The 15,847-nt window shown below is 58.5% G+C and carries 15 protein-coding genes; 7 read left to right on the plus strand and 8 right to left on the minus strand.

What is annotated here, in order from left to right; translation table 11 throughout:
• Positions 1-266 precede the first annotated feature (266 nt).
• The 3 genes from KP699_RS04945 to KP699_RS04955 all read left to right on the plus strand — a co-directional run bounded on the left by KP699_RS04945 (position 267) and on the right by KP699_RS04955 (position 4,486).
• Positions 267-1,265 carry a Gfo/Idh/MocA family protein gene (locus KP699_RS04945; RefSeq protein WP_086655310.1) on the plus strand — a complete coding sequence of 333 codons (999 nt, stop codon included), beginning with the start codon at positions 267-269 and terminating at the stop codon, positions 1,263-1,265.
• 207 nt (positions 1,266-1,472) lie between these two features.
• The gene (locus KP699_RS04950; RefSeq protein WP_025828148.1) at positions 1,473-3,410 is read left to right on the plus strand and encodes a ribonucleoside-diphosphate reductase subunit alpha; all 1,938 of its coding nucleotides are present in this window, start codon (positions 1,473-1,475) and stop codon (positions 3,408-3,410) included.
• A gap of 59 nt (positions 3,411-3,469) precedes the next feature.
• Positions 3,470-4,486, plus strand: coding sequence for a ribonucleotide-diphosphate reductase subunit beta (locus KP699_RS04955; RefSeq protein ID WP_077930040.1), 1,017 nt, complete (start codon positions 3,470-3,472; stop codon positions 4,484-4,486).
• Between the two features lie 176 nt (positions 4,487-4,662).
• Here KP699_RS04955 and KP699_RS04960 read toward each other — a convergent pair whose 3' ends face one another.
• Entirely contained in the window at positions 4,663-5,400 is a 738-nt protein-coding gene (locus tag KP699_RS04960) for a tRNA1(Val) (adenine(37)-N6)-methyltransferase (RefSeq protein ID WP_215761815.1), read from the minus strand.
• Positions 5,401-5,517: 117 nt separating this feature from the next.
• Between KP699_RS04960 and KP699_RS04965 the strand changes: the two genes are divergently transcribed.
• Entirely contained in the window at positions 5,518-6,588 is a 1,071-nt protein-coding gene (locus KP699_RS04965) for a polyprenyl synthetase family protein (protein WP_077930038.1), read from the plus strand.
• 141 nt (positions 6,589-6,729) lie between these two features.
• Here the strand turns inward: KP699_RS04965 and KP699_RS04970 are convergent, their stop codons facing one another.
• A complete protein-coding gene (locus KP699_RS04970; RefSeq protein WP_215761816.1) occupies positions 6,730-7,575 on the minus strand; it encodes a glutamate racemase in 846 nt (281 codons plus the stop codon).
• 13 nt (positions 7,576-7,588) lie between these two features.
• The gene (locus KP699_RS04975) at positions 7,589-8,350 is read right to left on the minus strand and encodes an orotate phosphoribosyltransferase (RefSeq protein WP_025828154.1); all 762 of its coding nucleotides are present in this window, start codon (positions 8,348-8,350) and stop codon (positions 7,589-7,591) included.
• A 102-nt stretch (positions 8,351-8,452) separates the two neighbouring features.
• Here KP699_RS04975 and KP699_RS04980 point away from each other — a divergent pair, with 102 nt between their 5' ends.
• Together KP699_RS04980 and KP699_RS04985 are read left to right on the plus strand one after the other, a co-directional pair.
• A complete protein-coding gene (locus KP699_RS04980; protein WP_215761817.1) occupies positions 8,453-9,376 on the plus strand; it encodes an ELM1/GtrOC1 family putative glycosyltransferase in 924 nt (307 codons plus the stop codon).
• Between the two features lie 142 nt (positions 9,377-9,518).
• Complete coding sequence (locus KP699_RS04985) at positions 9,519-9,758, plus strand: hypothetical protein (protein ID WP_025828157.1); 240 nt, start codon at positions 9,519-9,521, stop codon at positions 9,756-9,758.
• Positions 9,759-10,106: 348 nt separating this feature from the next.
• Here KP699_RS04985 and gltA read toward each other — a convergent pair whose 3' ends face one another.
• The 4 genes from gltA to KP699_RS05005 form a co-directional block, all read right to left on the minus strand.
• On the minus strand, positions 10,107-11,417 hold the full coding sequence (gene gltA, locus KP699_RS04990; protein WP_025828158.1) for a citrate synthase: 1,311 nt from the start codon (positions 11,415-11,417) through the stop codon (positions 10,107-10,109).
• Between the two features lie 163 nt (positions 11,418-11,580).
• Complete coding sequence (locus KP699_RS04995) at positions 11,581-12,108, minus strand: histidine phosphatase family protein (protein WP_215761818.1); 528 nt, start codon at positions 12,106-12,108, stop codon at positions 11,581-11,583.
• Positions 12,105-12,422 (minus strand): chorismate mutase, encoded by a 318-nt coding sequence (locus KP699_RS05000; RefSeq protein WP_179194549.1) that lies wholly within the window; start codon positions 12,420-12,422, stop codon positions 12,105-12,107. The genes KP699_RS04995 and KP699_RS05000 overlap by 4 nt, the downstream gene beginning before the upstream one ends.
• 80 nt (positions 12,423-12,502) lie before the next feature.
• A complete protein-coding gene (locus KP699_RS05005; RefSeq protein ID WP_215761819.1) occupies positions 12,503-13,246 on the minus strand; it encodes a metallophosphoesterase in 744 nt (247 codons plus the stop codon).
• Positions 13,247-13,511: 265 nt separating this feature from the next.
• On the opposite strand from KP699_RS05005, the gene KP699_RS05010 reads away from it, so the two are divergent.
• Complete coding sequence (locus tag KP699_RS05010; protein ID WP_212374241.1) at positions 13,512-15,029, plus strand: succinate CoA transferase; 1,518 nt, start codon at positions 13,512-13,514, stop codon at positions 15,027-15,029.
• Between the two features lie 51 nt (positions 15,030-15,080).
• On the opposite strand, the gene KP699_RS05015 is transcribed toward KP699_RS05010, so the two are convergent.
• Positions 15,081-15,839: a hypothetical protein gene (locus tag KP699_RS05015; RefSeq protein ID WP_237388708.1), complete on the minus strand. Its 759-nt coding sequence runs from the start codon at positions 15,837-15,839 to the stop codon at positions 15,081-15,083.
• Between the last annotated feature and the right edge of the window lie 8 nt (positions 15,840-15,847).

Consider the following 15,847-nt stretch of genomic DNA (forward strand, 5'->3'; position numbering starts at 1 on the left):
TTCTGTGCAGGACGGGCGGAGTCGGCGCGCAAGAAAAAATTTATGGTTTTTTGCGGGCGTCAGGCCGCCCTCATTACGGAGGCATGGTTCATTTTGCGCCGGGGATGTGTGCCAGCGCTGGCTCAGAGCGATTTGTAAAAAGAACGTAACAAGAACAGGCGGGAGGTCTGTTTTCTGCCGGGCCCTCATGGTTTTGGGGTTTTGGCAGGAGGCTGCTACCGCTGGCCGGAAAGCTGTGTGGCACAGGGTCGGGAAGGTCAGAAAAGATGGACAAAACTTTGCGGGTTGGGGTGATCGGGGCCGGGCATTTCGGGCGCTATCATGCTCTGAAAATTAAGGACGTCCGGCGCGAGACACTGATCGGCCTGTTTGACCCCGACACAAAGCGGGCGGCTGAGGTCGCGAAAGAGGCCGGTTGCCCCGTTATGGAGTCAGTAGAGGAACTGCTGGCGGCGTGTGATGCCGTGGTGGTGGCTGCACCTGCCGAGTATCACTTTGAGCTGGCGACAGAAGCGCTCCGGGCCGGAAAGCATGTGCTGGTGGAAAAGCCGGTTGCCGCAACGCTGGAGCAGGCAGACCTTCTGATTACTCTGGCGGAGCAGAGCGGGCTGGTGTGTCAGGTCGGGCATCTGCTGCGTTACTCCGCAGAGCATGAGGCCATTACAAAACGAATCACCCGGCCACTTTATATTGAGGCCACCCGTATCGCGCCTTTCAAACCGCGTGGGACGGATGTGTCCGTGATTCTCGATCTGATGATTCATGATCTGGATCTGGTGCTGGCCATTGTGGACAGCCCTATTGCGCAGGTGGATGCGCTGGGGGCGGCTGTCAGCTCGGAGTATGAAGATATTGCCAATGCCCGTGTCCGCTTTGAGAACGGTTGTGTGGCGACCATCACGGCCAGCCGTATTTCTCTGAAGACAGAGCGGCGGATGCGCCTGTTTTCTGAAGAAGGTTATCTGTCAGCCGACTTCGGCAAGCGGGAACTGACCATGATTGGCCGGGAGAAAGGTCTGCCGCTGCCCGGCACAGGCGGATTCCGCCGGGAAGCCATTTCATGGAAAGATCATGATTCTCTGTTTGCGGAGCATGAGGCCTTTGTGGCCTCCTGTCTGGACGGAGCCGCCGTCAAGGTCGATGCGCGCGCCGGACGGCGGGCGCTGGCGGCCGCTCTGGCGGTGGCGGACGGGATTGAGGAGTCACGCCGCCGGATGGAGATGTCCGGCCTGATTCGAGCGGGCCAAAAAACTTTTGAGGGCTGAAACAATTTATGATCAGCCAAAAACTCTATCTTTTCAAACACAAGACTTTTTTGACGGTTTGAGTGCAAAAAAATCACTAGATATAGGGGCGCATATGTCGCATGAACGCGACATATGGTGAGGCACAAGAGCGCGGATCAAAGCCCTGCGTCTCTGCTGTGTCTCCAGACCCAGATCACGTAAATGCAAAAAACCGGAGCACGCCACATGAGTCTGATCGACGTTGAGGAAAATGAAAACCGTCGTTCCATGTCCGGCTCCGGGGAAGAAGCCGACCTGTTTGAACCCGGCAAGCTGGAAGACATGGTGCAGTTGCCGGGCCACCATCAGGTGCGTGTGGACCGCACGCGGGATGCCCTGCTGACTCCGTTTGGTAAGGCGACGCTGGATAACCGCTATCTGCTGCCTGATGAGAGCTATCAGGATCTCTTTGGCCGCGTGGCGTCCTATTACGGGGCGGATGCGGGGCATGCGCAGCGGATTTATGATTATATGAGCCAGCACTGGTTCATGCCCGCAACGCCGGTCCTCTCCAATGGCGGCACAACACGCGGCCTGCCGATTTCCTGCTTCCTGAATGAAGCGAATGACAGTCTGGAAGGCATTGTCGGCCTCTGGAACGAAAATGTCTGGCTGGCCAGCAAAGGCGGCGGCATTGGGTCCTACTGGGGCAATCTGCGTTCCATTGGTGAAAATGTGGGCCGCAACGGTAAGACGTCCGGCGTCATCCCCTTTATCCGCGTGATGGACAGCCTGACGCTGGCAATCAGTCAGGGGTCGCTGCGCCGTGGGTCCGCTGCGGTGTATCTGCCTGTCTGGCATCCGGAAATTGAAGAGTTTGTGGAAATCCGCCGCCCGACCGGGGGGGACCCTAACCGTAAGGCGCTCAACCTGCATCACGGGGTGCTGGTGTCCGATGCGTTTATGCGCGCTGTGGAAGCGGATGAAGAATGGGGACTGCTTTCCCCGCGTGACAATTCCGTTGTCCGCAAAGTCTCTGCCCGTGCGCTGTGGATTCGTATCCTTACGGCCCGGATGGAGCAGGGTGAGCCGTACATTGTCTATTCCGACCATGTGAACAATGCGCGGCCGGAGCACCATAAGCTGGCCGGGCTTGAGGTGAAGACCTCAAACCTCTGCTCGGAAATTACGCTACCGACCGGAATTGACCATCACGGTAAGCAGAGGACGGCTGTGTGCTGCCTGTCCTCCCTCAATCTTGAGACGTGGGACCAGTGGCACGACAAGCCGCAGTTTATTGAAGACGTGATGCTCTTTCTGGACAACGTGTTGCAGGACTTTATTGACCGCGCACCGCCAGAAATGAAGAAGGCGGCCTATGCGGCTTCCCGCGAGCGTTCAGTTGGGCTAGGCGTCATGGGCTTTCACTCCTTCCTGCAGGCTAGAAATGTGCCGTTTGAGGGCGTTGTGGCCAAAGTCTGGAACCGCAAGGTGTTCAAGCATATTCGTGAGCAGGCCGATGCGGCCTCCCGCAAGCTGGCAGAGGTGCGTGGAGCCTGCCCCGATGCGGCCGAATACGGCATTCAGGAACGCTTTTCCAACAAAATGGCGATTGCGCCCACGGCGTCCATTTCCATTATTGCAGGCAATGCCAGCCCCGGGATTGAGCCCATTGCGGCGAACGTGTTCCTGCAGAAAACGCTTTCCGGTTCCTTCACGGTGCGTAACCGGCATCTCCAGACTTTGCTGAGGGAGAAGGGGAAGGATACGGAAGAAATCTGGTCCTTCATCACTCTGAACAAAGGCAGCGTGCAGGACCTCGACTTCCTGACGCAGCAGGAAAAGGATGTCTTCAAGACAGCGTTTGAACTGGACCAGCGCTGGATTGTGGAACATGCGGCGGACCGCCAACCGTATGTGTGTCAGGCGCAGTCGGTCAACCTGTTCCTTCCGGCCAACGTGCATAAGCGCGACCTGCACCAGATCCACCACATGGCATGGAAGAAGGGGCTGAAGTCACTCTATTATTGCCGCTCCCTGTCCATCCAGCGTGCGGATACGGTGAGTAATGTGCTGACGAAGGAAGGGGTGCTGGCCGCCGAAGCCGCGCAGCGGGCCGGGGTGACGGCCGAGGAACCGGCGACAAACGGGAGCAATTATGATGAGTGTCTGGCCTGCCAGTAAGGTGGCATAACCTCTCGTAACCCGATGATTTTAAAACTTTCCGTTGTAAGGATGGTCTCATGAGCGAAACACCCGCCGTACCGGGCGAACAGGAACAGCACTTTGACCTGCTGACCGCTAATCCCGTGTATAAGCCCTTTCGCTACCCTTGGGCTTATGATGCCTGGCTGACGCAGCAGCGCGTGCACTGGCTGCCGGAAGAAGTGCCGCTGGCTGATGACGTGAAAGACTGGCACCGCGTGCTGAATGACAGTGAGCGGAACCTTGTGACGCAGATTTTCCGGTTTTTCACCCAGTCTGACGTTGAGGTGAACAACTGCTACATGAAGCATTACAGCCGGGTGTTCAAACCGACTGAAGTGCTGATGATGCTCTCAGCGTTCTCCAACATCGAGACCATCCATATCGCGGCCTACAGCTATCTGCTGGATACGCTGGGTATGCCGGAGACGGAATATTCTGCATTCCTTAAGTATAAGGAAATGAAGGATAAATACGATTACATGCAGGCGTTCTCTGTGGACAGCAAGCATGAAATCGCCAAGACGCTCGCAGCCTTCGGCGCGTTTACCGAAGGGCTTCAGCTTTTTGCGTCCTTCGCCATCCTGCTGAACTTTCCGCGCTTCAACAAGCTGAAGGGGATGGGGCAGATTGTCTCGTGGTCCGTGCGGGATGAAACCCTGCACTGCCTGTCCGTTATCCGTCTGTTCCGTGAGTTTGTGCATGAGAACCCGGAAATCTGGACGGATGCGTTCCAGCAGGAACTGCGTGAAATCTGTGCGACCATTGTTGAGCATGAAGAGGCCTTTATTGACCTCGCGTTTGAAATGGGGGCGGTTGAAGGGCTGAATGCGGAGCAGGTGAAAACCTACATCCACTTCATTGCGGACCGTCGTCTGATCCAGTTGGGTCTGGACCCGCTCTACAACACCACAACCAATCCGCTGCCCTGGCTGGACGACATGCTGAACGCGGTGGAACACACCAACTTCTTTGAAAACCGGGCTACGGAATACAGCCGCGCGTCCACCACAGGGACGTGGGAAGAAGCCTTTGAGGCGTCTGTTTTCGAGTAAGCCATCTGGCAGGAGTCGGGGCTGTGAAGTCTCGGCTCCTGAAAGCTGATTACAGCCTGTATAAGTGTGCGAGAGGCGTTATGCCTGCACAGAGAAGCAGGAAGCCGCAGGGCCAGCAGGGAAGCCGTTGTGGAGGCATTGCGCCTGTGCGGAAATCTCCTGTGCGCAAATAGCTCTTACAGTCCCGGCAGGGCGGCTCCGCTTTCCAGCACGGTGCGTGCCTGTGGGGTAAAGCCCCCATCTTCTTCATGTAAAATCATGCCGGGCAGCAGGCGCGCAGGGCTGCGTACGCCGTAGCGGGCCTGAAGCAGCAGAATACGCACCTCCCGTCCGGCTTTCGGCCAGAAGGGATAAGTCGTCACGCCGCCAAAGCCGCTCTCTGTCAACTGTGCAATGGCCGCAGCCATCAGGCTGACGGGGAGCGCCAGCGTCAGGCTGCCTTTGTGGCGGAGCAGGCGTGTCGCGCCGCGTATCCACAATTTCAGGGTATCAGGTTCCGCCCGGCGGGCGAGATCCCGCCGCTCCGTGGGGGAGGCGGTACCATCTGGCGCGTGCCAGGGCGGATTCGCAAAACAATGGTCAAACAGCCCGTCCGGCAGGGTATCCGGAAAGCGGGCGTTGAGAATGGTAAAACCGTCTCGTGCGTTGGCGCTCAGGTTCTGGCGCGCAAGGTCGGCTGTCTCGTGGTTCTGCTCCACGCCGGTACCGTTCAGGCCTGCTATGCGCTGGCTCAGGCAGAGGAGGCCTGCCCCCGCGCCGCAGCCGATTTCCGCCACGCGCTGCGGGGCGCGGGCAGGGATGGCCGCGGCCATAAGCACAGGTTCCAGGCCGGTTCTGTACCCAATGCGGAACTGGGAATAGGCAATGCGTCCCCCCAGCAAAGTGTCATGAGAAAAGTCTGAAGAATGGGCCATAAACGCGTCTTAACAAAAAGTGTCTGGCAGTCTTGAAGCGGTTCAAGCTTGACCGTTTTTCTGGTGCCCCGCATATGGTTGGGCGTCAACTCATCCCATGGCTGGGGGATATAGCGTTTGGGTGTTGCAGTTAGCCTGCCAGAATCTGGTAGGGCCACAAGCCAGGATGGATCTAGTGTTTCTGTGAGTAAGCCAGGAGAAGCGGGCTTAAAAGCCCTGGCCGATTACCTCGCGCAGGATATGCGCGTCTGTAATCAGGTGATTGTTGCACGGATGCAGAGCCCGGTTGCGCTTATCCCGCAACTGGCCGCGCATCTTGTTGCCGCCGGGGGCAAGCGCCTGCGGCCGTTGCTGACGCTGGCTGCGGCGCGGCTCTGCGGATATGATAATCAGGACGGCAAGCAGCGGCATGTTGAAATTGCCGCCTGTGTTGAGTTCATCCATACCGCGACATTGCTGCATGATGATGTGGTGGATGAAAGCCAGCTCCGTCGTGGGCTTGCTAGTGCCAATGCCATTTTTGGCAATAAGGCGTCCGTGCTGGTGGGTGATTTCCTGTTTGCCCGCGCGTTCCAGATTCTCACGGCTGATGCCTCGCTTGATGTGATGGCGATTCTGTCTGCCGCGTCTGCCACGCTGGCGGAAGGTGAGGTCATGCAGATGACCACGCAGAATGATCTTTCCACTTCGGTCGATCAGTATTTGCAGGTGATCTATGGCAAAACCGCGGCACTGTTTGCGGCCGCGTGTGAAGCCGGGGCCGTGATTGGTGAGTCCTCACCGGAATGGCGTGAGGCTCTGCGGGTCTATGGCGCTAATCTGGGCATGGCGTTCCAGCTTGTGGATGATGCGCTGGATTACGCGGCCGATCAGGCTGTGCTGGGCAAGGAAGTGGGAGATGACTTCCGGGAAGGGAAAGTCACCCTGCCGGTTCTGGCGGCTTATGAAGCCGGAAGCGAGGAAGACCGCGTTTTCTGGCGTCGTGTGATTGAAGACTCTGAGCAGCAGCCGGAAGATCTGGAGGCTGCTCTGGACCGGATTGCCCGGACAGATGCCATTGGTGTCACGCTGCGCAAGGCGGAAGAATATGCTGCCAAAGCGCGGGAAGCACTGGCGCTGTTCCCGGAGTGTGAAATTCGGTCTCTGCTGATTGAGACAGCCAGTTATTCGGCAAGCCGCGAACGCTGAGAGCGATTTAAGCGGTTTGTGTAAAAAAGGCGGCTTACGGGCCGCCTTTTTTGTGGTCATGCGCCGTCCGATAGGACAAGCCGGGCCAAAAGCCTTCTGATCCTTTCCCTGAAATATTGTCGTCTGTTTTTCAGACGGGTTTCAGGCAGGATGTGTGGCGTTTTCTGCGTCCCATAAAGCAATAGTATCAAAGCCATAGGCAGGCAAAGCTCTGACCAGAGCAGAACTCTCTGGGGGCTCTGCCGTAAACCATGCACGGGCCGGTTCAGGAGCCGGAACGTTGTCCGGCAGGCTTTCAAGAACGGTCGCCGTATGGCGGGCGACGGCCTCAGCCGGGTCCAGCCATGTGATGCCGGGGGGGGAGACTGCCCGGAGCTGGTCCAGCAGGAAGGTATAGTGCGTGCAGCCCAGCCCCACCGTATCAAGCTGTGCGGAACAGTCTCGGGTAAACAAGCCGTCGATTTCGGCGCGGATTACTTCATCCGGTACGGGGTGCCCCCGGAACACCTGCTCAGCACAGGCGGCAAGGCCCGGCGCCGCATGGGCGATCAGCGTGCAGTCAGGTGCATACAGCGCCTGTAGCCTGCTCAGATAAGGACGTGTGCTGGTGGCGCGGGTGGCCAGCAGGCCGATGACATGGGTTCTGGTGGTGCGGGCGGCCCAGCGGATGGGGGGGACGCAGCCGATAAACGGCATATCCGGGCAGGAAGCGCGCAAGGCATCCAGCGCCAGCGTGCTGGCGGTATTACACGCGACCACCACAGCCTGCGGACGCAACCTGCGAATAGCGGCGGAAAGCAGGGAGACAATCCTGTCTGTCAGGAAGGCATCATCCTGCTCGCCGTAAGGAAAAACCGCCGTATCCGCCAGATAGCTGACAGAAACGGCGGGGCAGAGTGTTCGAATCGCCCTGACAATTCCCAGCCCCCCAATTCCGGAATCAAATGCCAGAATATGACGGGGCGAGGAGAAGGCAGGACGGGTCATGACACGCTTAAACTCAGGCAGGCTTGTCTTTGTTCGCTTTGAACGCAGCGGCTTCTTCCAGACTGCCGACGCCGCCGTGGCGGGCGGACCATGCAGCCGGATTTTCAAGAAAACGCCGCACTTCTGCCGCAGCTTCTTCCGAGAAGTAAGGACGCGTTGAGCAGGCTTCCAGCACATCCCACCATGTGCACAGCGCGTGCAGGGAGATGTTCATGTTTGTCAGAGACTGGTGCGCCCCCGGAAAGACGCCGTAATAGAAAATGACAAAGGCATGATTGATCAGCGCACCGGCATTGCGCAAAGCATTGGCAAAAGCGACCTTGGAGGCTCCATCCGTGGTGAGATCTTCCACCAGCAGGGTGCGCATGTTTTCCGGCACATCGCCTTCAATCTGGGCGTTGCGGCCAAAGCCTTTGGGCTTTTTGCGGACATACGCCATGGGCAGCATCATGCGATCCGCCATCCATGCGGCGAAGGGGATACCTGCTGTTTCTCCGCCGACAACGGCATCAATGCTTTCATAACCCACATGACGGCCGATTTTCTCCACGCCCAGTTCCATGATTTTGGCGCGGGCGCGGGGGAAGAAGATGATGCGGCGGCAATCGATATAGACCGGGGATTTCCAGCCGGAGGTCAGCGTATAAGGCTCTTCCGGACGAAAATTGATGGCTTTGATTTCCAGCAGCAGACGTGCCGTGCACAGGGCCGCATCGCGGTCCCAGTCGCTGGTCTCGCCAGAGTGGGGGGCGACCAGGTTGGCGGGTGACGTCATGAAGCGCTTCCTTAGCTATGGCGGTTGGAATTTGCTTTGGCATAGCCCCCGGCGGCGTGAAAATCTATGCTTCATCTCAGTCTTGCGTGCCGGAATGAGAAAATGACCTTCTCTGTAACAAAGTTGGCGCCTGTCTGGGTGGTGGAGAGCGCCTTGGGGCCAGACCCCGGACCTGCCTACGTGCTGGCATCCCGCCTTGGGTGCCTGTTCCGGCGGGTGCGGATGGAAATGCTCGCGCTCGATTCGTTTCTGGAAGAGCGGCGGGAGCCGGGTCTGATTCTCGCGTCCGGCTGGCGGTCTGGTTATGCCGCACTCAAGGCAGGCCGCAGGGCAGGGTGTCCGGTTGTGTGGTGCGTGCGGCATGAAGGACGCTCGGCCCCGATGCTGCGCTCCATGCCGTTTGACCTTGTGGTGGCTCCTTCTCCGGCAGACCCCACGGCCAGATTCTGTCCCACACTCGGGCCGATGACCATTGTCTCTCCCGCCTTGCTGGCCCGGGCGCGCAGGGCGTGGCAGGAGCGGCTGGAGCATCTGCCTTTTCCGCGAGTGACTGTGCTGGTGGGAGAAAACGCCTTCCGCACGCAGGAAGAGGCATTATTGCAGGGGAAAAAACTGGCCGGGATGATCAACCGGCAGGGCGGCTCAGCACTGCTCGTGGTGCGGGATGACAGCAAGCCGGACCTGACAGAGGCCTTTATGATGGGGCTTTCCGAGACGTTTCTGCTGGTCTGGCGGCAGGGAGAGCCGGACGAAGAACCGCTACTGGGTTTTATGGCCTGCTCGGATTGTGTGGTGGTTGGCGGGGGAGAAAGCGCCATGCTGGTGGAGGCCTGTGTGGCCGATCTGCCGGTTTTTCTGATGGAGCGGGAACAGGATTTGCGGGGCGTGCGCGGGCGTCTGGCGAGGAGGCTGATACAGGACGGGCATGTGCGCGTTCTGACCGACACACTTTCGCCCTGGCCGCGTGAGGTGCTGGACGAGGCCGGGCGTGTGGCGGGCATTTTGAAAAGCCGCTGGGCCTTGTAGGGACGTAAAAACCACCTTGGCCGGGTATGTAAAAACTTGTGATCAGAAGAACGGCGCTAAAGACGGATTCAACCTTGCATATCAGTAAGAATTGGCGTTTAATCTTCGTTGTTGAGAGTGATTATTAGTTGAGGATAATGCTGTGGCTGTTGAACTAAGTCGGATCGCGCGTAAATGCGAGCGAGCTGTCGTCACGGCGTATCAGGAGCTACGGGACGTTGGCACTGAGGATGTGACTGCGTTCCATGCCTGCACAACCCTGTATCGCATTCATCATCCTGAAGCGTCTTTGAATGAAGCGCGCCGTCTGGTGTCAGAATGGATTGACCATCATGTTGTGCGTGAATCAAAAGCGCCGACAAAAGGATGTGACTGCGACTAAATCCCTCGGCCGGAAAGGCTGCATGTGGGTGTCTGAAAGAGGTCAGATCGGGAAGCCCGGTCTGGCTTTTTTGTTATTTGGGGCAAGGTAGAAGGCCGCGCTTCAAAATCTGTCAGTCGGGCCATTGCCTCTGTACAGGTCTGCTGACGTATGATGCTCTCAGCTCTCAGCTCTCAGCTCTCAGCTCTCAGCTCTCAGCTCTCAGCTCTCAGCTCTCAGTCGTATGCGGTGAAATCGTGCGGTACGGTGACGCAGAGCCCGGCGTAGAAATATTTTGCGCCCGCATGCTGTTGCAGTGCGGGCGTAAAATCTGTCGGATGTTTTGAAACGAGGAGGTTCAGAAGAGCCTCAGCGTTTGTCAAACCCTGTAAAATCTCTCTGCGGGGAGCCAGTATAGAGCTGGCGGGGGCGGCAGATACGCTGGCCCGGTTCCTCAATCATTTCCTTCCACTGGCTGACCCAGCCGGTGGTGCGGGCTACAGCAAACAGCACGGTGAACATGCTGGTAGGAATACCCATGGCTTTCAGGATGATGCCTGAATAGAAATCGACGTTCGGGTAGAGTTTCCGCTGCACGAAATACTCATCGTTGATCGCGATTTTCTCAAGCTCAATGGCCAGATCCAGCAGCGGATCATCTTTAATGCCGAGTTCGCCCAGCACTTCATGGCAGGTCTGCTGCATGATTTTGGCGCGGGGGTCGAAGTTTTTATAAACGCGATGGCCGAAGCCCATAAGCTTCACGCCGCTGGATTTGTCTTTCACCTTGGCGATGAAGTCAGGGATATTTTCCTTGCTGCCAATGCTGGCCAGCATTTTCAGGACTGCCTCGTTCGCGCCGCCATGTGCGGGCCCCCAGAGGGCTGCGATCCCTGCGGAAATACAGGCAAACGGGTTGGCACCGGTGGAACCCGCCATGCGGACGGTGGAGGTGGAGGCGTTCTGCTCATGGTCGGCATGCAGGATCAGAATCCGGTTCATGGCGCGGGCCAGAACAGGGTTGATCTTGTAGGGTTCGGACACCCTTGCAAACATCATGGAGAGCAGGTTTTCCGCGTAGTTCAGGTCATTGCGCGGATAGATAAAGGCTTCGCCCTGCGTATATTTGTAGGCCCATGCCGCAATGGTCGGGATTTTGGCAATCAGCCGCATGGCTGCCAGTTCGCGGTTGGATTTGATCGCGATGTCACTGGCGTCCGGATAGAATGCGGAGAGGGCACCGACGGTGCCGCAGAGAATGGCCATCGGGTGGGCATCACGCCGGAAACCATTGAAGAAGTTCCGGATCTGCTCATGCAGCAGCGTGTGATTGGTCAGGGTGTTGGAGAATTTCTCGTAGTCGGCTTTGTTCGGCAGTTCACCGTTCAGAAGCAGGTAGATCACTTCTTCATAGGATGCATGTTCTGCAAGCTGGGCAATGGGATAGCCGCGATGGAGAAGAACGCCCTTATCGCCGTCAATGAACGTGATTTTGCTGGAGCAGGATGCTGTTTCGCCGTAGCCGGGGTCATAGGTGAACACGCCCATATCGGCCGGCAGTTTGCGAATATCGACAACATCTGGCCCGAGTGTGCCGGAAAGGACCGGCAAACTCGCCGTCCGCCCACCGAGTGACAGGGTTGCGTCAGACCGCTGACCTTCATTCTGCGATGCGCTCATGATGTTTCCTTCTGCATTAGAGAGCCGCTGCCTGACTGGCTGACTGACGTGCGGCCTGCTGTGTGACTCTTCTCACCGATCCAGAAAGAAACAGGAAGCTGGTGGGTGATAAACCGCGCGTTATCAAAACGGGTCATGCTTGGAAAACTGCGCTTTCCTGCCCTCAGGGTCGCGCGAATGTGTCTAGGGTCAGGCTTGTGGCATCGCACCCCGCCCAGTCCGGTGCGTCTTCCGCACTTTCAGACCCCCACATCCGGAAGACTGCGAGGGAGGCTGTTGCGAATCCCTGTTCCAGTGCTTCGGCCTGCGGGTCCAGCCAGCGGGCCAGCGCGGAAATGCCGGGATTATGCCCTACAAGCAGAACTGTGCGGGCGCCTGCGGGGGCTTGCCGGATGCAGGCCAGCAGGGCGGCAGGCGGCGCCTCATAAATTTCAGGGCAAAACCGGATAGGGAGCGCCGGAGGCGGCTGGAAAGGGGCCAGTGCTGCCAGCGTCTCCCGCGTGCGGCGGGCCGGACTGCATAAAACAAGGTCAGGAGCCAGTGCGCGTGCCCGGAGCCAAGCGCCGCAGCGGCTCGCGGCCAGCCGTCCTTCTGCTGTCAGCGCACGGGCCAGATCGGCCTCCTCGCTAAAATCACCCCCCGGAGGGCTGGCGGCTTCAGCGTGCCGCAGCAGAAGGAGGCGGCGGGTCACTTTACAGCCGATTCGGAGGACTGTTTTGCAATCGCTTCATGGTGCCGGATGACTTCATGGATAATGAAGTTCAGAAACTTCTCGGCAAAATCCGGGTCCAGATGTGCGTCTTCCGCCAGTGTGCGCAGGCGGGCAATCTGGCGGGCCTCTCTGGCCGGGTCAGCCGGGGGCATATCGTAACGGGCTTTGAGCGCCCCTACGGCTTTGGTGCAGCGGAAGCGTTCCGCCAGCATGGCAACAAGGGCTGCGTCGATATTGTCGATGCTGCGACGGAGGTCCAGCAGGGCATCAGTCGGGGAGGGCTGGTCGGTCACGGTTTGCACGGTTCTTTGTTTCTGTTTCTGTCTGGCACTGTAATGAAGTGTCTCTTGCAAGGCTATTGCACGAAACACTCTTACATGGCGGGAGCTGATTCTTCCAAAAAGTTAGCGAGCACGTCCAGCCACGCCAGATGGCCGCCTTTGCCCGCACCGGTATCTGTAAAGATTGCCTGCCCTCCGGCCCGGCCGGGGATGGTGAGCGGGCAGCCGTTGGTAGACCGCTGATCATGCCCGCAATAGACCGTATAGCCGGTGGGAATATGATTGACCCAGTTCAGGCAGCGTTCGGGGAAGCCATCTTTCTGGACACGGCTGGTCGTTTCCCCGAACAGCGCGCGGGAGAGCAGGAACGTCACGCGGCCCAGAGCGGGCGGGGGCGGTTCCATCAGCATCCGGACATCAAACGCCCCATGGACAAAGAGCATCCGGCCCAGCACCAGCCATGCGGGGGCGGCTTCCAGCATGTCCAGAGCAAACTCCAGCACGTCCGCGTTTTCGGGCCGGTGGAGTTGGGCCATGGTGGCTTCCAGCGGTGGGTCTGGCCGGAGTTTTTTACCCAGCAGGGCACGGCCCAGCTTGCGGTCATGATTGCCGATCAGAAACAGTCCGCGTCCTTCCTGCATCACGCTGTGCATCAGGCGCAGCACACCGGCGCTGTCCGGGCCGTAATCTACAAGGTCTCCAAGCTGGATAATAAAACGGTCGGTGGCAACAGCGTGACGAAAGGCCTGAAGGTCTCCATGCACGTCTCCCACAATGCGGAGTCCTTTCCGCATTGCCGCTTTCACGTTTTCGTCAGGGAAGAGGCCTGTGTGCATCTGCTATTATCCACCTTTCTCCTTCCCATGTAGGCGCCACAGGCGGACACAGGGAAGGGAGGAACGGTAATTTTTTACGGGCGCGTGTTTTGTGCACAAGCATGTGACGCGCCACGCCTGCAATTTTCTGCATACGCTACGCGCATCATCCGGCCCCGCAGGTGTGCCGGTGGGAAGGAGCGGCACGATGGGATATAGAGCGCTTCATGCCCGTTTGGTCCGCTTCGCGTCGGAACTGGAATAATAAAGAACAGGAAGGCCTCTCATGAAAGAGCGCATTCGTAATGTCGCCCTGCGTAGCAAAGTCTGTTCGGCAGAAGCCGCAGCCGAACTGATCCGTCCCGGTGCCGTGGTTGGCGCCAGTGGTTTTACGGGGGCAGGGTACCCCAAAGCTGTGCCGGAAGCGCTGGCCGGGCTTATGGAGCAGGCCCATTCACGGGGTGAAGACTACCGCATCAGCCTGATTACCGGCGCCTCTACCGGCCCGCAGCTTGATGGCGTGCTGGCCAAGGCAAACGGTGTTTCTTTCCGTTCGCCCTTTAATACCGATGCCGCCATGCGCGACCGGATTAATAACAGCGAGACGGAATATTTTGATAACCATCTCGGCCAGGTTGCCGGGCGTGCGGTGCAGGGCAATTACGGCAAGTTTGATATTGCTCTGGTTGAAGCTGTGGCCATTACCGAAGATGGCGGCATTGTTCCGACATCCTCAGTCGGCAATTCCCAGACTTTTCTGGATATCGCCGAGAAGGTGATTATCGAGGTCAATGACTGGCAGAATCCGGGTCTGGAAGGCATTCATGACATCTGGGACGGCAATGTCAGCGGTATTCCCCCGCGTGACATTATCCCGCTCCGTAAAGCGGATGAACGGATTGGCGGCTCAGCCCTGCGCGTAAACCCGGACAAGATTGTCGCGGTGGTAAAAGCGCATGACAGGGACCGGAATGCCCCGTTTGCAGCACCGGATGAAAACGCACGGGCCATTGCCGGGCATCTGCTTGATTTCTTCAGCCATGAAGTGAAGCAGAATCGTCTGCCGCCGTCTCTGCTGCCGTTGCAGTCCGGCGTGGGCAACGTGGCGAACGCCGTGCTGGAAGGGCTGAATGAAGGGCCGTTTGAAAATCTGGTCGGCTATAGTGAAGTGATTCAGGACGGCATGCTCGCCATGCTGGATTCCGGCCGGATGAGGGTGGCTTCTGCCACATCCTTCTCGCTCAGCCCGGATGCGGCAGAAGAAATCAACAACCGTATGGATTTCTTCCGCACCAAGATCATTCTGCGCCAGCAGGATGTGAGCAACAGCCCCGGTGTGATCCGTCGTCTGGGCTGTATCGCCATGAACGGCATGATTGAGGCCGACATTTACGGTAACGTGAACTCCACCCGCGTCATGGGTTCCAAAATGATGAACGGGATTGGCGGCTCCGGCGATTTTGCCCGCAGCTCTTACCTGTCCATCTTCCTGTCCCCCTCCACAGCCAAGGGTGGAAAGATTTCCGCCATTGTGCCGATGGCGGCGCATGTGGACCACATTATGCAGGACACCCAGATTTTTGTGACGGAACGTGGTCTGGCCGACCTGCGTGGGCTTTCACCCGTGCAGCGTGCGCAGAAAATCATCACGAACTGCGCGCATCCGGATTACCAGCCGATGTTGCAGGATTATTTTGACCGCGCCCGCAAAGAGTCCTTCGGCAAACATACGCCGCACCTGTTGCAGGAAGCGCTGTCCTGGCACCAGCGGTTTGTGGAAACGGGGAGCATGATACCGGCCTGAAAAGGCCGGTGAGGCCAGAGGGGGCGCCGGCGTTTAGCCGGACGCCTGAGTTTAGCTGTCCCGGGCGAGAGTCCGGGGCACCTGACTGGTCTGCGGTGTCACCACAATATCTACCGGACGTTCAGCCAGAAACTCATCTGGCTGGAAGTTTGTGGCAATCGGGTTTTCCGTAATCACAGCTTCCGCATCGCGGTGCACCAGCGTGAACAGGTCTGGCGCTGCGTTGGGCGAGAGGTACGCTGCATAGGGGTGATGCCCCGCCATGCGGTGCGCGGCATAGGCCTCCCGCGTGGAATGTACGGGGATAGCGACCAGTATGGACGGGTCTGCCTGCAGGGCGACTTCCGTCGTTTCCTTGCTGGAGGGAACCAGCACCACACGATCCCGCATTCTGGCTTTGCGGACCAGCAGCGCGACATCGGTCGGGTTAGTATCGTTCAGATCCAGCATCAGCAGCGTATGCGCGCGGCGGGAAGATGCCAGAACCTCGTTCAGCGGGTTTGAGCCCGGAACAACAATCACACGCCCATCATCCTGAGACGCCAGTTCAAGCCGTAGCATGCCGGGGTTGTTCTGGTGCGGCAGGCCAGCAGAGGCTGCTGTCATGCTCAGCCCCGTGCCGGGTGTGCAGATGATCAGCCCGTGATGAATACGCGCCAGAAGCCCATAGGCCTTGGACTGATGCAGCACCAGCCCGGCACAGGCCAGCATGCACACGCCAACAGCCAGCGCCCCTTTGCCAAGGCAGCGTTTGAGGGGGGTCCCGGTGGATTTTCGGGGTTCGTCTGATGTCGTATCAAGATGCGGCATCTGTCTTT

It is taken from the genome of Acetobacter sp. P1H12_c, assembly GCF_018811975.1.
Lineage (GTDB): Bacteria > Pseudomonadota > Alphaproteobacteria > Acetobacterales > Acetobacteraceae > Acetobacter > Acetobacter persici.

Coding starts and splice junctions, on each gene's coding strand:
- KP699_RS05015 (WP_237388708.1), bottom strand. CDS start 15,839: ATGCCGCATCTTGATACGACATCAGACGAACCCCGAAAATCCACCGGG.
- KP699_RS04970 (WP_215761816.1), bottom strand. CDS start 7,575: ATGACCCGTCCTGCCTTCTCCTCGCCCCGTCATATTCTGGCATTTGAT.
- KP699_RS05010 (WP_212374241.1), top strand. CDS start 13,512: ATGAAAGAGCGCATTCGTAATGTCGCCCTGCGTAGCAAAGTCTGTTCG.
- KP699_RS05005 (WP_215761819.1), bottom strand. CDS start 13,246: ATGCACACAGGCCTCTTCCCTGACGAAAACGTGAAAGCGGCAATGCGG.
- KP699_RS04955 (WP_077930040.1), top strand. CDS start 3,470: ATGAGCGAAACACCCGCCGTACCGGGCGAACAGGAACAGCACTTTGAC.
- KP699_RS04950 (WP_025828148.1), top strand. CDS start 1,473: ATGAGTCTGATCGACGTTGAGGAAAATGAAAACCGTCGTTCCATGTCC.
- KP699_RS04945 (WP_086655310.1), top strand. CDS start 267: ATGGACAAAACTTTGCGGGTTGGGGTGATCGGGGCCGGGCATTTCGGG.
- KP699_RS04980 (WP_215761817.1), top strand. CDS start 8,453: ATGACCTTCTCTGTAACAAAGTTGGCGCCTGTCTGGGTGGTGGAGAGC.
- KP699_RS04960 (WP_215761815.1), bottom strand. CDS start 5,400: ATGGCCCATTCTTCAGACTTTTCTCATGACACTTTGCTGGGGGGACGC.
- gltA (WP_025828158.1), bottom strand. CDS start 11,417: ATGAGCGCATCGCAGAATGAAGGTCAGCGGTCTGACGCAACCCTGTCA.
- KP699_RS04975 (WP_025828154.1), bottom strand. CDS start 8,350: ATGACGTCACCCGCCAACCTGGTCGCCCCCCACTCTGGCGAGACCAGC.